Origin of the sequence: Gulosibacter sediminis (assembly GCF_014904065.1) — a bacterium.
Taxonomy (GTDB): domain Bacteria; phylum Actinomycetota; class Actinomycetes; order Actinomycetales; family Microbacteriaceae; genus Gulosibacter; species Gulosibacter sediminis.
The window spans coordinates 38357-55134 of sequence record NZ_JACXJG010000025.1 but is presented as its reverse complement, the minus strand read 5'-3'; the positions used below and the strand labels follow the sequence as shown (position 1 = coordinate 55134).

Annotated in this window: 14 protein-coding genes and 1 tRNA gene; 7 read left to right on the top strand and 8 right to left on the bottom strand. The window is 69.0% G+C overall.

Features of this window, described 5'->3' with window-relative positions; translation table 11 throughout:
• Positions 1-69: transfer RNA gene (locus ID132_RS11965), tRNA-Gly, on the bottom strand.
• 146 nt (positions 70-215) lie between these two features.
• Between ID132_RS11965 and ID132_RS11960 the strand changes: the two genes are divergently transcribed.
• From ID132_RS11960 to ID132_RS11945, 4 genes are all read left to right on the top strand, one after another.
• Complete coding sequence (locus ID132_RS11960) at positions 216-722, top strand: ferritin (protein WP_125106656.1); 507 nt, start codon at positions 216-218, stop codon at positions 720-722.
• A gap of 118 nt (positions 723-840) precedes the next feature.
• Positions 841-1446, top strand: a complete 606-nt coding sequence (gene dcd / locus ID132_RS11955) for a dCTP deaminase (protein ID WP_125106657.1) — start codon at positions 841-843, stop codon at positions 1444-1446.
• Positions 1424-2530 carry a serine hydrolase domain-containing protein gene (locus ID132_RS11950; protein WP_193128726.1) on the top strand — a complete coding sequence of 369 codons (1107 nt, stop codon included), beginning with the start codon at positions 1424-1426 and terminating at the stop codon, positions 2528-2530. The genes dcd and ID132_RS11950 overlap by 23 nt, the downstream gene beginning before the upstream one ends.
• Before the next feature lie 14 nt (positions 2531-2544).
• A complete protein-coding gene (locus ID132_RS11945) occupies positions 2545-3675 on the top strand; it encodes a VIT1/CCC1 transporter family protein (RefSeq protein WP_193128725.1) in 1131 nt (376 codons plus the stop codon).
• 141 nt (positions 3676-3816) lie between these two features.
• On the opposite strand, the gene ID132_RS11940 is transcribed toward ID132_RS11945, so the two are convergent.
• The 4 genes from ID132_RS11940 to ID132_RS11925 all read right to left on the bottom strand — a co-directional run bounded on the left by ID132_RS11940 (position 3817) and on the right by ID132_RS11925 (position 9820).
• The gene (locus ID132_RS11940; RefSeq protein ID WP_328744435.1) at positions 3817-4701 is read right to left on the bottom strand and encodes a M20/M25/M40 family metallo-hydrolase; all 885 of its coding nucleotides are present in this window, start codon (positions 4699-4701) and stop codon (positions 3817-3819) included.
• Between the two features lie 399 nt (positions 4702-5100).
• Positions 5101-6762 (bottom strand): amidohydrolase, encoded by a 1662-nt coding sequence (locus ID132_RS11935; RefSeq protein WP_193128724.1) that lies wholly within the window; start codon positions 6760-6762, stop codon positions 5101-5103.
• Between the two features lie 41 nt (positions 6763-6803).
• A complete protein-coding gene (locus ID132_RS11930) occupies positions 6804-8420 on the bottom strand; it encodes a thiamine pyrophosphate-dependent enzyme (RefSeq protein WP_459562494.1) in 1617 nt (538 codons plus the stop codon).
• A gap of 65 nt (positions 8421-8485) precedes the next feature.
• The gene (locus tag ID132_RS11925; protein ID WP_193128723.1) at positions 8486-9820 is read right to left on the bottom strand and encodes an MFS transporter; all 1335 of its coding nucleotides are present in this window, start codon (positions 9818-9820) and stop codon (positions 8486-8488) included.
• Between the two features lie 126 nt (positions 9821-9946).
• Here ID132_RS11925 and ID132_RS11920 point away from each other — a divergent pair, with 126 nt between their 5' ends.
• Complete coding sequence (locus ID132_RS11920) at positions 9947-11197, top strand: helix-turn-helix domain-containing protein (RefSeq protein WP_193128722.1); 1251 nt, start codon at positions 9947-9949, stop codon at positions 11195-11197.
• A gap of 9 nt (positions 11198-11206) precedes the next feature.
• Here ID132_RS11920 and ID132_RS11915 read toward each other — a convergent pair whose 3' ends face one another.
• The 3 genes from ID132_RS11915 to ID132_RS11905 are packed head-to-tail and all read right to left on the bottom strand — an operon-like array spanning position 11207 to position 13969.
• Positions 11207-11932 (bottom strand): DUF4333 domain-containing protein, encoded by a 726-nt coding sequence (locus ID132_RS11915; protein WP_125106665.1) that lies wholly within the window; start codon positions 11930-11932, stop codon positions 11207-11209.
• A gap of 14 nt (positions 11933-11946) precedes the next feature.
• Positions 11947-12867 (bottom strand): hypothetical protein, encoded by a 921-nt coding sequence (locus ID132_RS11910; RefSeq protein ID WP_211198417.1) that lies wholly within the window; start codon positions 12865-12867, stop codon positions 11947-11949.
• A gap of 22 nt (positions 12868-12889) precedes the next feature.
• The gene (locus ID132_RS11905) at positions 12890-13969 is read right to left on the bottom strand and encodes a trypsin-like serine peptidase (RefSeq protein ID WP_193128721.1); all 1080 of its coding nucleotides are present in this window, start codon (positions 13967-13969) and stop codon (positions 12890-12892) included.
• A 101-nt stretch (positions 13970-14070) separates the two neighbouring features.
• Here ID132_RS11905 and ID132_RS11900 point away from each other — a divergent pair, with 101 nt between their 5' ends.
• On the top strand, positions 14071-15129 hold the full coding sequence (locus ID132_RS11900; protein ID WP_459562493.1) for an LLM class flavin-dependent oxidoreductase: 1059 nt from the start codon (positions 14071-14073) through the stop codon (positions 15127-15129).
• A 46-nt stretch (positions 15130-15175) separates the two neighbouring features.
• Complete coding sequence (locus ID132_RS11895) at positions 15176-16774, top strand: DUF7059 domain-containing protein (RefSeq protein WP_193128719.1); 1599 nt, start codon at positions 15176-15178, stop codon at positions 16772-16774.
• Positions 16775-16778: the final 4 nt, after the last annotated feature.

Here is a 16778-nt window from a genome sequence, read left to right as displayed (position 1 = left end):
GGGCTGACGGGAATCGAACCCGCGCTGTCTGCTTGGGAAGCAGAAGTTCTACCATTGAACTACAGCCCCGGAGCGCAAATGCGCCTGTGCAACTCTAGCAACATTCGGCCCGTCGGCGGCGATTCAGCGCGAACCTCACAAAATTGATTCATTCAATTTAGAGGCAAGGCTAAGCATGCTAGCGAATCCCAGTTTTGGCTCATATCGTTACTGCCATGAAGATCGACGAGAAGTACGCAGACGCCATCAACGACCAGGTTCGACTCGAGTACACCGCATCGCTCGTTTATCGTCAGCTTGCTGCCGACATGGAGGCGATCGACCTCACCGGTTTCGCGCAGTGGTTCTGGGCCCAGGCCGAAGAAGAGATCGAGCACGCGCAGAAGTTCACGCAGTACCTGCTCGACCGCGACGCGCACCCGGTCATCCAGAGCATCGGGCTCGAGGGCAAGACCGTCGACAACCCGCTTGACGCCTTCAAAGCCTCGCTCGCGCACGAAGAGCTCGTGTCGGAGTCGATCCGCAACCTTTACCGCATCGCCGACGAGGTGGGCGACATCGACTCGCGCCCGCTGCTGCACTGGTTCCTCGACGAGCAGATCGAAGAGGAGTCGACCGTGAGCGAGATCATCGGCCGCCTCGAGCTCCTCGACGGCAACGGCTCTGGCATCCTTGACCTCGACAAGCAGCTCGGCGACCGCGACGTCGTCGCCGCTGAATAACCCCGAAGACTGGCCCGCAAGCCCGCCCTTCAACTCGGCACCCTCGCGCTCGCACCAGCGCGGGGGTGTCGACCTTTCCCTGTCAAGAATCGCCTCGAGCGTCGCCTACGCTTGAGGGATGCTGCTCAGCGACCGCGACATCCGCGCCGGCATCGACGCCGGCAAGATCGGCCTTGACCCCTGGGACCCCCAGGCGGTGCAACCCTCGAGCGTCGACGTGCGCCTCGACCGATACTTCCGGCTCTTCAACAACCACAACTACCCCTACATCGACCCGGCCGAGGAACAGCCCGACCTCACGCACCTCGTCGAGATCAACCCCGACGCGGCGTTCATCCTGCACCCGGGCGAGTTCGTGCTCGCGTCGACGTTCGAGCAGGTGACGCTCGGCGACGACGTTGCGGCGCGCCTCGAGGGCAAGAGCTCGCTCGGTCGACTTGGCCTGCTCACCCACTCGACGGCGGGCTTCATCGACCCGGGTTTTCAGGGACACGTCACCCTCGAGCTCTCGAATGTCGCGACGCTGCCGATCAAGCTCTGGCCGGGCATGAAGATCGGTCAGCTCTGCTTCTTCCAACTCTCCTCTCCCGCCGAGCTGCCGTATGGCTCGAAGGAGTACCAATCGCGGTACTTCGGGCAGCGCGGACCGACGGCGTCGCGGTCGTTCCAGAACTTCTCGCAGGTCGACGTTTCGGTGACGGATGCGGGCTCGCGCGGCGAGTAGCCCACCCGCCTGGCTCGACGAGCCGCTCGCCCTCGCGCGCCGGCGCGGCGGTCCGGCGCAGTTGCTCGTGCGGCGCGGTGGCGAGACTCTCGCGGATGCGCGCTTCGGCATCGGTGCGGACGCCCTGTTCTGGCCGTTTTCGGTGTCGAAGCTCTGGCTCGCGACGCTGATCTGGGCGCTCCACGACGACGGCCTGCTCGACGTCGATGAACCCGTCGCCGCGTATTGGCCCGCGTTCGCGGCCGAGGCGCCCGGCGCATCCGAGAAACCGCGCATCACGGTGCGCGAGGTACTGCAACACCGCTCGGGCCTGCCGCGCGTCGGCGGTACCCTCGCCGAGGTCGTGTCGATGACCGACTGGCGGCGCGCGACCGGCAACATCGCGAGGGCGACGCCGACTCGGATGCCCGCGGGCGCCAGGATGCGCCGGCCCAGCTACGAGTGGCTCGCGTGGGGATTCATGCTCGCCGAAGTCGCGTTCGGGGCCACGGGCGAACGCGAGCTGCAGGCGCCGCTGCGGGAGCGCATCCTTGAGCCGCTCGGCCTCGAATCGACCTTCGCGAACCTGCCGCGCACCCAACGCTGGCGGGCCGTGCCGTTTCGCGCGACCGAGCCGACGGCGAGCGTCACAGCGGCCGTGCTCAACCGCGAGCGGGTGCGCCGGGCGACGATTCCCGCGGGCGGGGTGTGGACGCAGGCGCACGACCTCGCGGCGCTGCTCGAGTCGGTGGCGCCGGGCCGTGACGGCCGCGCGCTCGGACTGCGCGTCGACACGGTGCAGCAACTGCTCACTCCGAGCAACGAAGGCGAGTTCGACCGCTACGCCGGCTCGCACACGTGGTGGAGTAACGGGTACCAACTCGGCCACCCGGGGCCCGACCTGATGCGCGCATCCGCCTTCGGCCGCCGCTCGAGCGCCAGGGCTTACGGCCACAATGGCTCGAACGCGTCGATGGCGTGGCACGACCCCGACCGCGACCTCACGTTCGTCTACCTCAGTGGCATCCTCTCGCCGTTCCCCGCGAACCGGCGCTGGCTCATGCGGCTCGAAGATGCGGTGCTCGCGGGCGCAGACGGGGCCTGACGTAAACTTGCGTCGTGCCAGATCGCATCGCAAATCGCCCCGATCCGTCGCCGGCCGACATTCGCCGATGGCGGCGCTACCTCGCCAACGAGCGGGCTGAGTCGGCGACGTACCGCGCCCTCGCGAGACGTCGACAGGGCGAAGAGCGCCGCATTCTGCTCGCGCTCTCGGAGGCCGAGGGGCGGCACGAGCAGCACTGGCGTGACAAGCTCGGCGTGCACGCCGAGAAGCAGGTGCGGCCGGGCCTTGGCACACGGCTACTGACCGGCTTCGCCCGCAGCTTTGGCTCGGTGTTCACGCTCGCGCTGATGCAGAACGCCGAGACGCGCTCGCCCTATGCCGACGACCCCGACGCGACTGACCAGATGGATGCCGACGAGGCGATTCACGCCGAGGTCGTGCGCTCGCTCGCGACGCGCTCGCGGGCGCGCATGAGCGGCACGTTCCGCGCGGCGGTGTTCGGCGCGAACGATGGCCTCGTCTCGAACCTCGCGCTCGTGCTCGGCGTCGGCGCGACCGGTGTTCCCGCGGGCTACGTGCTCGCGACCGGTATTTCGGGCCTGCTCGCGGGCGCGCTCTCGATGGCGGCCGGCGAGTACGTGTCGGTGTCGAGCCAGCGCGAGCTGCTGCGCGCATCCACCCCGAACCCCGACACCGACCGCAAGATTCCCGCGCTCGACGTGAACGAGAACGAGCTCGCGCTCGTCTATCGCGCTCGCGGACTCGACCCCGATGAGGCGAAGCGCAAGGCGACTGAGATGCTCATCGTGCACCGCGTCGCCGCGGGCCTCGGCCCCGACGAGACACCCGAGCGCAGCGCGGCCGAGGTCGAGCCCGAGGTATCGGGCGACGAGCATGAGGAGATCGGCACCCCGATGGGGGCGGCCATGTCGAGCTTCATGTTCTTCGCTGGCGGCGCCGTGATTCCGGTGCTGCCGTGGATTTTTGGCATGCACGGCCTGCCTGCGATCGCGATCGCGGCCGGCATCGTGGGTATTGCGTTGCTGCTCACCGGTGGCATCGTCGGCGTGCTGTCGGGCGCGGCCCCGTGGAAGCGCGCGCTGCGGCAGCTGCTCATCGGCTACGGCGCGGCCGCCGTGACCTACCTGCTCGGCCTCGCCTTCGGCGGCGTCGTCGGAGGTTAGGCGCGAGGACTGATTCGCCGCTTGGTGCGGCTTTCTAACAGCGCTGCGGTTGTGGCTGCAGCGATCGTGCAAAACTGCAGCGGCGGATGCGGTGGTACAGGCACGCGCCCGACCACGGCATCCGCCGCTCAAGATTCGTCGCTACGCCTCGACGAACTCGCCGCCGGTGACGCGTCGGAGCACCTCAGTCAGCAGGCGCACGCCGTCGACCATGTCCTCGTCGGTCGTGTACTCGGCCTCGTTGTGGGTGATGCCATCGACGCTCGGCACGAACAGCATGATCGTCGGCACGACGTCCTTCATGTTTGTCGAGTCGTGGCCGGCGAGGGTGCGCACGACCTGCTTCGACAGGCCGAGCGAGTCGGCGGCGGATGCGGCGAGCTCGAGCCCTCGGCGGTCGTACTCTTTCGACCCCCAGATGTGCTCGGCGCCGCGCACGATCTCGCACTTGGAGCGCTCCTCGACCTCGGCGAAGCGGCGGAACAGCTCGGCGTCGGCATCAGCGAGGCGCTGCTCGTCGGTTGCGCGCACGTCGATGAGCAGCTTGACCTCGCTCGCGACGACGACGGGCGAGTTCGGGAACACCGAGATCTCACCGCACGAGGTGATCACCATGCCGTCGTCATCGGTGAACTTGTCGGCGACATCGCGCGCCGCGACGATCATCGACGAGGCGGCGAAGAGCGCGTCGCGACGGTCGGCGATGACGGTCGCGCCGGTGTGCGCCTGCTCGCCCTGCACCGTGAACTCGTACTTGTTCGCGCCCCAGGTCGACTCGACGAGGCCGATCTTGATGCCCCCGTCGTCGAGGCTGCGGCCCTGCTCGATGTGCAGCTCGACGTAGCCGGCGACGTCGAGCGAGAAGTCGCCGATGGTGCCGATCGCCTCGAGTGCCTCGCGCACCGTGACGCCGTGCGGGTCGGTGGTCTCGAGCACCTGCTCGGCCGAGATCTTGCCGGTGAACACCGACGAGCCCATCATCGAGGGCTTGAAGCGGCAGCCCTCCTCGTTGAACCAGTTGATCACCGCGAGGTTGAACTTCGGCGCGTACTCGCCAGCGCCAGCGGCGAGCTCGGCGANGCCTTCGCGGCGTGCGCGCCGGCGAGCACGCCGTACGCGCCGTCGAACTTGCCGCCGAGCGGCTGCGAGTCGAGGTGCGAGCCGACGGCGATGTACGGCGCACCCGGCACGAGCTCGAGCAGGGCGAACTGGTTGCCGACGGCGTCGTAGCGCACGTCAAAGCCGTAGCCCTCGACGAGGCCGCGGAACCAGTTGCGGTTCTGGCCGTCGGCGACGGTCGCGGCCTGGCGGTCGACGCCGCCACCCGGGGTCGCGCCGTTGCGGCTCATCGAACGGAAGTCTTCGAGGAACGCGGTTGCCGCGGTGTCCTTCGTTGCCATGGTGGGTCTCCTTTGCGGGTTGTGGTTAGTCGCGCGAGTCGTAGCTGGCGGTGCCGCCGATGAAGGTGGCGATCACGTCGAGCTCGTCGATGCGCGACGCGGTAAGCGGGGAGTCGCTCAGAGCGACGAAGTCGGCGAGCTTGCCGCGGGTCAGCGTGCCCTTGTTCGCGAGCTGGCCGGTGCCAATGGCCGAGCCGACCGTGTAGGTGCGCAGCGCGGTCTCGGCGTCGACGGCCTCATCCGGGCCCATCAACTGACCGGCCTCGGTCGTGCGGTCGACGAGCGACTGCAGCGCGACGCGCACGTTGTTGATCGCGACGGGGAGGTCGCTCGAACCGGCGACGACGACGCCCGCGTCGAGCAGGCTCTTCGTGCGGTAGAGCCAGCCCTCGCGGTCGGGGCCGACCATCTTCATCTCCTGGTCGCCGAGCGGAATCGTGAAGCTCGCCTGCGGCGTCGCGACGATGCCGAGGCGGCCGGCGCGCTCGACCTGGTCGGGGCGCGAGACGCCGAAGTGCTCGACGCGGTTCTTCGCGCCGTTGTCGCCGTACTCGGTCTGGCACTCCTCGATGAGGTCGAGCGCGAGGTCGATCGCGGCGTCGCCGATCGCGTGGAGCGCGATTGGCCAACCGGCGCGGTACGCGGCCCGCACATCCGCCCGGAACTTCTCGGGCGAGTTGAGCAGGTAGCCCTTGTTGTCGCCGCCGTGGTTGTGCAGGCAGAACGACTCGGTCACCGCGGCGGTGCCACCGAGCAGCGAGCCGTCCATGAACGCCTTGATGTGCCCGAAGTGCACCCAGTCGTCACCGAAGCCGGTCGGCACTCCGAGGCTGACGCCGAGGCCCTCGCCCTCGCCGCGGAAGTCGGCCGAGTTCGCCGACAGCTCGCTGAGCGAGTCGATCGCGGGCATGAGCGTGGCTCGGGCGTGCAGGCGGCCGGTGCGGCGCGCGAGCGCGTAGCCCGACGCCTCGATCGGGCTGTGGCCGATCCACCCGCCGCCGATGCCCGCCTCGCAGAAGCTCGTAATGCCCTCGGCCGCATAGCGTTCGGTCGCGGCATCAAGCGCGGCCGCGATCTCTTCGGTCGAGTACGGCAGCAGCAGCGACTGAATCAGGCTCTGCGCCGCCTCCTCGACGAGACCGGTCGGTGCGCCGGTGTCGTCGCGCACGATCGTGCCTCCGGTCGGGTTCTCGAAGCCGTCCTCGAGCGCGCCGACGAGGCGCAGCGTCGCGGTGTTCGTGATCGCCGCGTGGCCGGAGGTGTGCCGCAGGTAGAGCGGGCGGTCGCCCGTGAGCTCGTCGAGCACCTTGATGTCGGGAAACTCGCCGCCGTGGTGCTTCTGGTTGAAGCCGGTGCCGTGCACCCAGGCGTCGGGCGCGGCACCCGCGGCGTCGAGCCGGGCCACCTCGGCACGGATGCGCTCGTACAAGTCGTCGAGGCCGCGCGCCTGGTCGAGTTGAATCGCCGTGAGCCCGAGGCCCCACCAGGTGGTGTGGCAGTGGGCGTCGATGAAGCCGGGCACGAGCACGGCGTCGCCGAAGTCCTCTTCACGAGCGGCGGTGCAGTCGTCGAGCTCCTCGTCGAAGCCGACGATGCGTTCGCCGATCACGCCCATGCGGGTGGCCTCGGGGCGGGTGTCGTCGAGGGTGATGATCTTCTTGGCGGACACAATCAGATCGAGTTGCATGACGACTCCTTAAGCGTTCTTCGGCATGGTGTTGCGGTCAATCACGAGGTGGAGCAGCGCGGGGCNTGCTCGAGCGCGGCGAGCGCGTCGCCGAGCGCGGCGCTGAACTCCTCGTTCGAGGTGACCCGGGCGCCGAACGCGGGGGCCGAGTCGGTTTCGTACGCGCGCATCCACGCCCCGAAGTCGGGGTTCTGCAGGTCGGTGCCCGAGACGCGGCCCGGGTACTCACGCTCCTGGTGCTGCACGATCGTGCCGTAACGGGAGTTGTCGACGACGAGGAAGAGCACCGGCAGGTGGTTTGCCACCGCGGTCGCGACCTCCTGGCCGTTCATGAGGAAATCGCCGTCGCCGCACACCGCAACCGCGGGGCGGTCGGGGCGCAGGAACGCGGCCGCGATTGCCGCCGGAACAGCGAGGCCCATCGCGCCGTTGCGGGCGCCGACGAGGCTCGCCGAAGTCTCGTGCGAGAGGTAGCGGTGGCCCCAGATCGTCGCGTTGCCGGCGCCGTAGGTGACGGCGCGGTCGGCGGGCAGGGCGCGCTCGAGCTCGCCGAACGCGACGTCGAGGTCGAGGCCCGCCTCGGGGTCGGCCTCGGTCGGCGCGGTGCTGAAGTGACGCTGCGCGTCGGCGCGGCCGAGCATCCAGGTGTCGTCGCGCGAGCCGCGCACGTCGGCGTCATCGAGGCGCTCGAGCGCCTGCGCGAAGGTGTGTGGGGTGGCGAGGATGAGCTGGTCGAGTCGGCCGGCGTGCTGCAGCAGCGAGGGGTCGGGCAGCGCGACGACCGTCTCGGCATCCATCGACGCGGTGTAGCCCTCGCTCATGACGTCGGAACGCGTGGCACCGATGCAGATGAGCAGGTCGGCCTCGTCGAGCGCGACGGCCATCGAGGCGCCGCGGCCGTAGCCGAGCATGCCGCCCCAGGCGCGCTGCGCATCCTCACCGTGGTGCGGCACGGCGTCGTAGCTGCGGAAGTCCGCGAGCACGGGAACGCCGGCGCGCGCTGCGAAGGCGAGCACACGGGCGCCATCGTCGCCGTGCCAACCGTCGCCGCCGACGACGATCATCGGCTTCGAGGCGGCGCGCAGGCGTTTGGCGAGCGCATCGAGCTCGGTTTCGGCGGGGATGGGTGCGGCGAGNGGCCGCACCTCGGGCGCCTCGGCGCTGGTCGACTCGCGCAGCACGTCCTCAGGTACGCCGATGACGACGGGGCCTGGGCGGCCGGATGCGGCGACCTGCATCGCTTCGGCGACGAGCGTGCCAGCCTGGTCGGCATCCTCGAGCGTGAGCACACGCTTCGCGGTCGAACCGAACCAGCTGTGGATCGAAAATTCTTGGAAGGATTCGCGGCTGCGGTCGCGGATCGGCACGAGGCCGACGAAGAGCACGAGCGCGGTCGCATCCTGGTACGCCGTGTGCACGGCGATCATCGCGTTGGCGGCACCCGGCCCTCGGGTGACCATCGCGACGCCGGGCAGGACGGCGCCGTCGGCGTTACCGAGGCGACCCTCGGCAAGCGCCATGAATCCGGCGCCGCCCTCCTGGCGGCACACCACCGTCGAGATGCTCGAGTCATGCAGCCCGTCGAGGATGTCGAGGAAGCTTTCGCCCGGAACGGTGTAGACCCGTTCGACGCCGTGGGCTTCCAGTGTCTGCACCATGAGGTGCCCGGCGGACTGCATGAGGTTGAACTCCTATGTTCGGGTGGGGTGGGGTNGGGGTGGAACTAGTGCTTGAAGCCCGGCAGGTTCACGCTGAGACGCGGCGCGATGAGGCCGGCGACAGCGGTGAACAGCGACAGGAAGACGAGCAGCGCGAGCGCCGGCCACCAGTGGCTGCCCGCGGCCGCGACGGTGCCGGTGGCGACCATCGGCACGAAGCCCGAGAGCATGCCCGCGGTGTTCTGCGCGAGGCCGACGCCGGTGTAGCGGGTCTTCGCGGGGAACAGGCCGGTGAGCACGGTGCCCGAGGCGGCGTAGGGGAACGACAGGGCGGCGACCGCGAGGGTCATGCCGATGATCACGAGGATCTCGCTGCCCGAGACGATCATGAAGAATGCGGGCACGGCGGCGACGGCCGAGGCGAGGCCGCCCCAGAAGATCACCTTGCTCGCGCCGAAGCGGGCGCCGAGGCGGCCACCCGTGATGAGCACGGGGATCTCGACGACGGCCGCGATCATGCTGCCGAGCAGCATCAGGTCGCTCGAGTAGCCCAGGATGTTCGTGCCGTACCAGACGATGAACGAGGTCACGAGGTAGAAGCCACCGACGCCGAGGAGGGCGGCGGCCATGCCGACGATGATCTGCTTCCACGAGTGCTTCAGCGTCTCAGCAAGGGGGCTCTTCACGGTCTCGCCCGACTCGATGAGCTCCTTGAATACCGGCGACTCTTCGAGCTTCGAACGGATGTAGATCGCGATGAAGAGCAGCGGAATCGCGGCGAGGAAGGGGATGCGCCAGCCCCACGAGTTGAAGGTGTCCTCCGAGAGGAACTTCACGACGAGGAAGAAGCCGCCCGACGAGAGGATGGTGCCGATCGGCGAGCCGATCTGGGGAATCGCTGCGTAGATGGCGCGGCGCTCGAGCGGCGCATTCTCGACGACGATGGTCATGGCGCCCGACCACTCGCCACCGACGAATAGGCCCTGCGCGATGCGAAGCAGCACGAGCAGGATCGGGGCGGCGATGCCGATCGCGGCGAAGTCGGGGAGTGCACCGATGAGACCGGTGACGATGCCGATGCCGACGATGGTGATCATGAGCACCTTGCGGCGGCCGATGCGGTCACCGAGGTGGCCGAAGATGATGCCGCCGATGGGGCGGGCGACGAGGCCGACACCGAAGGTGGCGAACGAGGCCATCGCGGCTGCGGTCGCGTCTTCCGACGCGAAGAAGTGCACGTTGAACACGAGGGCCGCGGCGGCTGAGAACAGGAAGAAGTCGTACCACTCGAGGGCGGTGCCGATCAACGCACCGAGCGCAACCTTGTTCGCTTCTTTGGTGCTGAGCTGCTGGGTTGCGCCGACCTCAATGTTTGAGGTTGGGGAGTTTTGGGTTGTCATGTGTGCTCCTCTGATGGGGGCGTCGTTGCCAATTGGGCTAAGCCAACCAGGAATTCGGCACGCTTTCGACTGGCATCCGTCGCTGACATCGGCCTCAGATTGTGCAAGTGCCCGTATTCTGAGCGAATGATGCAGGCGACCCCCGAGCAACCCGAACAGTCAATGACGCCCGTCGCACAAGCCGAGTTCCCAGAACTCGCCGAAGCGGCTGGCATCGCGACCATCGATTTCGCGAACTGGCCGCAGGCGGGCGACCGCCGCAGGTGGCGAGAATTGCTCGGCCGAGTCGAGGCCGAGCATCTTGCCGAGCGCTACCTCGTTGCCGTGCGCGAGGTGCCCGAGTACCGCGACCCGCGCATCCCGCTCAGCGAGATTCGGCGCATCGCCTACCTCTCGTTCGACGCGCTGCTCGCGACGCTCACGGAGAGCGACGCGAGCCAGCTCATCGCGATTGCGGATGAGGTGGGCGCGACGCGCGCCCGGGCGCAGATTCCGATGGCCTCGCTCATGACCGCGATTCGCCTCGACTTCGCGCTCATCTGGAACGAGATCGTCACGGTCTCGGCTTCGGAGGACGCCGACTTGCTGCTGCGCCACTCGATGCTCGTCTGGCACGTCGTCGACACCTACGCCCGCGCGACGCAGGAGTCGTACCTCGACGAGGTGCGCCGGCAGTCCGACCTCGCCGCGCTCGCCCGCCGCGCGCTCATCACCGAGCTGTTCCAGTCGCCGCCGCCCCCGCCCGAGCGCTGCGCCTCGATTGCGACCGAGCTCGGCATCCTGCCCGAGGCGACCCTCACGGTCGCCGTGGCGACGGGCGGCTCGGTGTCGGCGCTGAGCACTGCGGTGACCCACCTCGAGTGCCTCGGCCTCGAGGTGTTCACGAACTTCAGCGGCCCGAGCCTGCTCGCGTTCTTCAGCCAGCGCGGCGTGCCGGCGAAGGTCGTGCAGGATGCGCTGGCCGAGCTGCGCGAGGTCGAGCTCGGCCTGATCGCCGAGGTCGATGGCTTCGCCGGCCTGCACGACGCGGCCGAGCTCGCGTCAGCCCTCGGTGGCCTCGCCGAGCCGGGCACGGGCCGCGCCCTCACGCCCGCGCGCGACTGGGCGAAGCTGCTGCGCCGCCACCTCGAGGAGCGCCGGCTCAGCATCGCCGACGACATCGCGGCCGCGCTCGCGGGGTGTGGCGTCGCCGAGCGCGGCAACCTCGAGTCGGCGGTGCGCGCCTACCTGCGCTGCGGCAACGTCGCCGAGGCCGCGACCGAAACGTTCTGCCACCGCAACACGTTGACCAACCGGCTCAACCGCTTTCACGAGCTCACTGGGGTCGACGTGACGGTCCCCGAGCAGGCCGCGCGCGTCGTGCTCAGCTGGGCGTAGCGGCACTTGCTATTCGGGGGCGCCGACGACGAGCTGGCCCGACTGCGAGCCCTGCGTCACCGTGACGGTCTGCGTGCCGCCCGCGTACTCGAACTCGCACTGGAACGACTGGCCCTGCTCGACCTTGATCCAGTTCGGGCAGTCGACCGAGCGCAGGTCGCTCAGGCCGTAGTCGTTGCGCAGCACCTGCGCGACCGAGTCCTCGACCGCGCGGTTGTCGAACGAGTTGTAGTTCGTCGCGAGCAGGTAGCCGGCGACAACACCGACGACGAGCATGATCGGCAGGCCGAGCACGAGCCACGGCACGGCGCGGTTGCGCTTGCGCTTCGGCTCGACCGGCGCAGCGGATGTGGTGGCCTGGCCCGACTGGACGGCGCCGGGATGCGCGGGGCGGGCGTAGGCCGCGCCCTGGGCGTGCGGCGGGTGCTGGGGGTGCTGGAGTTGCGTGGCTGCGGTGCCGCCGAGCTGGCTCGAGAGGGATGGGCTCTGTTGGGGCTGGCCGGGACCAGGCCGCCCAGGCTGGCCATAGGACTGGCCGCGCGCCGGCACGCCGTACTGGCGCTGCGCATCCTGTTGGGGGTGTGCTGGCTGGTGCGGCTGCGGGGCACCCGACGTTGCCCGCTGCGCCTGCTGGCCCGAGGGTGCCTGCTGCTGCGGCTGCGGCATGCGCGGCAGTGGCGGCATGGTGCTGCGGTTCGGCTGGGGTTCGCCGGGTTCGACTGCGTCGTGCGTCATGGTCGTCCTACTTCCTAAACCTGCGCCAGTTGCTGCAAGAACGTCTCGAGCTGGGATTCCGTGGTGATCTCGTAGAGGTCGTCCTCGGGAATATCGCCCACCTCGACCGGCGTCATCTCGGTCGATGGCCGCGTCGATGTGAGCTCGAAGCCGATCTGCACGGCGAGCTCGCTCGCATCGTCGCCCGTGATCACGCCGTTGACCTCGACTTTCGTGACGAGACCGGTCTCGTCGACCCAGAGGTGCATGGGAATCAGCGTCGCGTTGGTCTCTTCGCTCGAATAGTTCGAGAAGGAATCCGAGATGAGGCCCTGCTCGACGAGCGAGGCGTACGACACCGCAGTCGCGAAGTGCTGGCTGCCGTCCTCGGCCCGCGAAAGTTCGACCGGCACGGTGCCGAGTTGCTCTCGCGAGGAGTTCCAGGCGTCGATGAGGGCGCAGGTGTACGACACCGCGAACAATTGGCAAACGTTTTCAGGGGTCTGCGCGCGGTTCAGGTCGCCGGTCGGCACCGAGACCCAGCTCTTGCCCTCGCTCGCGACCTCCTTCACCGCATCCCCGAGCAGGTAATACGTCTCAGTATCGCCGCCGCGGTGCGACTGGTCGAACGAGTAGCCCTCGACGTTCGTGTGCAGTTGCGAGACGTAGCTCTCGCCGTCGACCGAGGTCTCGTACTCCATGTGCAGCGAGCTGTCGGGCGACTCGACGTGGTGATAGCCGACGGCCTGGAAAGTCTCGAGCTCGGCGAGGCCGGTGGTCGTGTCGAGGTTGAGCAGGGCGTCGCCCGCCTCAGAGTGGTAGCTGAGCTTGTCGTCGTGGTTCGCGACCGCCCACGGTTGCACCTTGGAGTCAATACCGAAGCTCTCGAGGTTCGCACAGCCCGCGAGCGCGCTCACCGCAAGCAGTGCACCGAGCGCGCTCGCCGTAACGCGCATCCGCCGATTCGATGCCATGGCGCTACCTCTCGTCCAGGTCGGTGTAGAGGTCGAGCGCCGTCTGCCCGAGCACCGGCGTGTTCGCGGTGCCGCGAATCTCGTCGACGGTCGAGGTGACGCCGACGAGGTAGCCGGTTCCTGTGGTGGCGTCGTAGTCGCTGAGCCAGCCGCCGCCCGACGAACCCTGTGTCATGGTGCAGGAGTGTGCGTAGCCGCCCTGCCAGTTCGACTGGAACTGCGTTGAGGCGCACATGTACTCCTCAGTGCCGTCGTACGGCGCGGCGGAGGGGTAGCCGACCTGGGTGAGATAGTCGACGGGCACACCGAAGGCGATGCCCTGTGCGCCGGTGACCTCTTGAATGGTCTGGCCGTTCTGCTCCTCGAGCTTGATGAAGGCGAAGTCATAGTTCCAGCCCTCTTCGCTCGTAAGCATGCCGGAATCGTCGGTGATCGCGCCGTCGATGAACTGTTGCGGCACGACCATCTCGGTCGCGGCCCAGGTGCCGTACGGGGTCTCGCGGCCGTTGTCGCGGTCGCCCGGGATGAAGTACATCGACTGCGCGAGCTGGCCTGAGCCGTCGGTCTGCGCGGCGCAGTGCGCGGCGGTCGCGATGATGCTGCCCGAAGTCGAGTTCACGACCGTGGCCGAGCAGACATAGGTGTCGCCGCCGTCGAAGGTGAAGTAGAGGCGGCCGAAGGTGGAGGCGCCGAGTCCGGCGCGGTCGAACACCTCGGCGTCGGAAACATCGCCGTACCCCTGCGGGTCGGCCGGCATCGCCTCGGTCGCCGAGAGATAGGCGCCGGTCGCGGGGTCACCCGGGCCCGGGGGCAGGCCGTTGTCGGGAGTCTGGTAGTCCATGCCCTCGGCGTTGTCGCGGCGCTCGGGGTCAGACCAGAACTCGTGCGACTCCTGCGGAGTCGCCTCGAACTCCTGGCGCAGGCCCGAGTCGTCGCTGTGCACCTCGGGCAGGAACGGTGAGTAGCCGTTGTCGGAGGAGGAGGCGTCGATGTTGCTCACCGCGCAGCCGCTGAGCGCCGCGGTGGTGAGCGCCACGACGGCGGCGAGCACCGCTCGGCCGCGGGGTCGGCCCCAAGCGCGCATGTGTTCCCCTCTCGCGGAGACGGCCCGGTGACCGCCGTCTGTTCCATTGTGCCCGAGCCGATGATCCCCGAATACCCGCGGCGCGCGCATCCGGCGCCGGAATGACCGGCGGGGGTTCTGCGTTATCCCTCTCCATGACTGTGTTCTCGGTGCTCGACCTCATTCCGCTTAACGCCACGCAGACACCCAAGGAGGCGCTCGACGACTCGCACGCGCTGGTGCAGCGAGCGGATGCGCTCGGCTACGGGCGCTACTGGGTCGCCGAGCACCACAACTCGGGTGCGATCGCGTCGACCGCGCCGGCCGTCGCGCTCGCGTACCTCGGCACCGGCACTNAGCGCATCCGCCTCGGCTCGGGCGGTGTGATGCTGCCGAACCACTCGCCGCTCGTCATCGCCGAGCAGTTTGCGCTGCTCGAGGCGATGTACCCCGGCCGCATCGACGTCGGCCTCGGCCGTGCGCCCGGCACCGACCCGATCACCGCGCGGGCGCTGCGCCGCGACATGTCGCGCGAGACGGTCGACCGCTACCCGTCCGATGTGCTCGAGCTCGCCGGCTACCTCGGCGAGGTGCACGAGCAGGTCGACCCCGAGCTGTTCAAGACGCTGCGCGCCGCCGCCGAGGTGCCGAATACCCCAGAAATCTGGCTGCTCGGCTCGAGCCTCTACTCGGCCGAGCTCGCCGGTGTGCTCGGCATGGCGTACTCGTACGCGAATCACTTTGCGATGAACGGCAACCCCGTGCAGGCGCTCGACCACTACCGCGAGAACTTCCGCCCCTCGGCCGCGCTCGCCGAGCCAAAGGCGATGGTGTCGGCGTCGGTGCTCGTCGCCGACAGCATCGAGGAGGGGCGCCGCCTCGACCTGCCGACGCGCGTGTTCAAGTACCAGCTGTTCGCGGGCGAGATCGGCCCGACGTTGACCCCAGAGGACGCGATGACGTTCTCGGAGCGCGTCGTGAACGGCGACCTCTGGAAGCGCGCGGCCGGCAGCCAGCATGTCGGCCCCGCCGACCTTGTCGCCGATGGGCTCAAGCGCCTTGTGCAGATCACCGGCGCCGATGAGCTGATCATGCAGCCGAACGGCTACGATTTCGCGACCCGTGAGCACTCGCTCGTCGAGCTCGCGCGCGAGTTCGGGCTGGGCTCCGCCACCGAATAGCGGCGACTCGGCGCCGGCGGGCGGGCGCGGCTGCAAGAATGATGCGGTGACATCCATCGTGCAGTTTGACGACCCGACCGACGCGCCCGCGACCGACGATCAGGCGCGACTCAACCGCATCCGCGAGGCCCTCGGCGACGCGGGCTTCACCGTCGACGGTGTCGAGGCGCTGCTCGGCGCTGACGTCGCCGCCGCCCTGCACCGTGACCTGCTCGTTCCCGCGATTTTCGTGCTCGAGCGCGACGCCGACAAGAACCCGCCGCTCGCGGCGCTGATTCGCCTGTTCCTGCTCGCCGAGCCCGTGCCGTTCGCGACGCTGCCGGCGGCCGACGACTTGCTTGCCGCGCGCATCCTCAACGAGCCCGCCGCCGACGGTACCGTGACCCCACGCTTCGACATTCGGCCCTACGCCGTCGCCGCGGGCGACGAGACGGTCGACCTGTTCGTTGCGAGCGACCTCGGCGGCCTGCAGGTGTCCGTCGACCAGCCGCTGCGCCGCGACCACGTCGTGGGCATCGGCCCCGCGACGACGAACCTCGCGCAGCTCACGCCTCGGCAGCCGGTCTCGACCGCACTCGATCTTGGGGTGGGGATGGGCGTGCAGACGATGCACCTGCTGCAGCACGCCGAGCGCGTCGTCGCCACCGACATTTCAGAGCGCGCGATCGAGTTCGCGCGCTTCAACCTGCTGCTCAACGCGCCGGCGCTCGGGCTCGACCCGGCGAACCTCGAGGCGCGTGTCTCGCTGCGCACGGGCGACCTGCTCGAGCCCGTGGACGGCGAGGAGTTCGACCTCGTCGTGACGAACCCGCCGTTCGTCATCACGCCGCGTCGCCAGGGCGAGGAGGCAAGCGAGCAGTACACGTACCGCGACGGCGGCCGCCCCGGTGACCGGCTGGTGGAGGATCTGATTCGCGGCCTCGGCGCGCACCTCACCCCCGGCGGCATCGCCGTGATGCTCGGCAACTGGGAGGTGCACGAGGGTGACGAGACCTGGCACTCGCGCATCGAGACCTGGCCGGGCGAGGAGGCCGACCTCTGGGTGATCGAGCGCGAGCATGCCGAGCCGATCGAGTACGCCGACATGTGGCTCAAGGATGCGGCTGAGAACCGTGAGCTCGACAGCTGGCGCGAGCAGTTCACCCGCTACCTCGCCGACTTCGAGTCGCGCAGTGTCGAGTCGATTGGCATGGGCATGCTGCTGCTGCACCGCCCCGAGACCCCCGGCGTCGAGGCCGTGCGCCGCTTCGAGACGCTGCCGCACCAACTCGAGCAGCCGCTTGGCGAGCGCATTCGCGACACCTTCGACGCCGACGACTGGCTGCGCGAGCGCAGCGATGAGGATCTCGCCGACGAGACGCTCGTCGTCGCGGGCGACGTCACCGAAGAGCGCTGGACGCTGCCCGGCAACCCCGACCCCTCGGCGATCCTGCTGCGGCAGGGCGGTGGCTTCCGCCGCACGTTCCCCGAGTCGACCGAGCTCGCCTCGTTCGTGTCGGTCTGCGACGGCGAGCTCACGGCGCGCCAGATTCTCGTCGCGATCGCCGCGCTGCTCGAGGTCGACCAGGATGCCCTGCTCGCCTCGGTGCTGGCGGACGCCCGCACCCTCGTCTCCCTCGGCTTCCTCCGCCCCGCCTGGATGTAACCGA

What these genes read in the sequence shown, in the direction of transcription:
- ID132_RS11920 (WP_193128722.1), top strand. Translation starts at nt 9,947, where the DNA reads ATGATGCAGGCGACCCCCGAGCAACCCGAACAGTCAATGACGCCCGTC.
- ID132_RS11905 (WP_193128721.1), bottom strand. Translation starts at nt 13,969, where the DNA reads ATGCGCGCTTGGGGCCGACCCCGCGGCCGAGCGGTGCTCGCCGCCGTC.
- dcd (WP_125106657.1), top strand. Translation starts at nt 841, where the DNA reads ATGCTGCTCAGCGACCGCGACATCCGCGCCGGCATCGACGCCGGCAAG.
- ID132_RS11910 (WP_211198417.1), bottom strand. Translation starts at nt 12,867, where the DNA reads ATGCGCGTTACGGCGAGCGCGCTCGGTGCACTGCTTGCGGTGAGCGCG.
- ID132_RS11950 (WP_193128726.1), top strand. Translation starts at nt 1,424, where the DNA reads ATGCGGGCTCGCGCGGCGAGTAGCCCACCCGCCTGGCTCGACGAGCCG.
- ID132_RS11960 (WP_125106656.1), top strand. Translation starts at nt 216, where the DNA reads ATGAAGATCGACGAGAAGTACGCAGACGCCATCAACGACCAGGTTCGA.
- ID132_RS11935 (WP_193128724.1), bottom strand. Translation starts at nt 6,762, where the DNA reads ATGCAACTCGATCTGATTGTGTCCGCCAAGAAGATCATCACCCTCGAC.
- ID132_RS11925 (WP_193128723.1), bottom strand. Translation starts at nt 9,820, where the DNA reads ATGACAACCCAAAACTCCCCAACCTCAAACATTGAGGTCGGCGCAACC.
- ID132_RS11915 (WP_125106665.1), bottom strand. Translation starts at nt 11,932, where the DNA reads ATGACGCACGACGCAGTCGAACCCGGCGAACCCCAGCCGAACCGCAGC.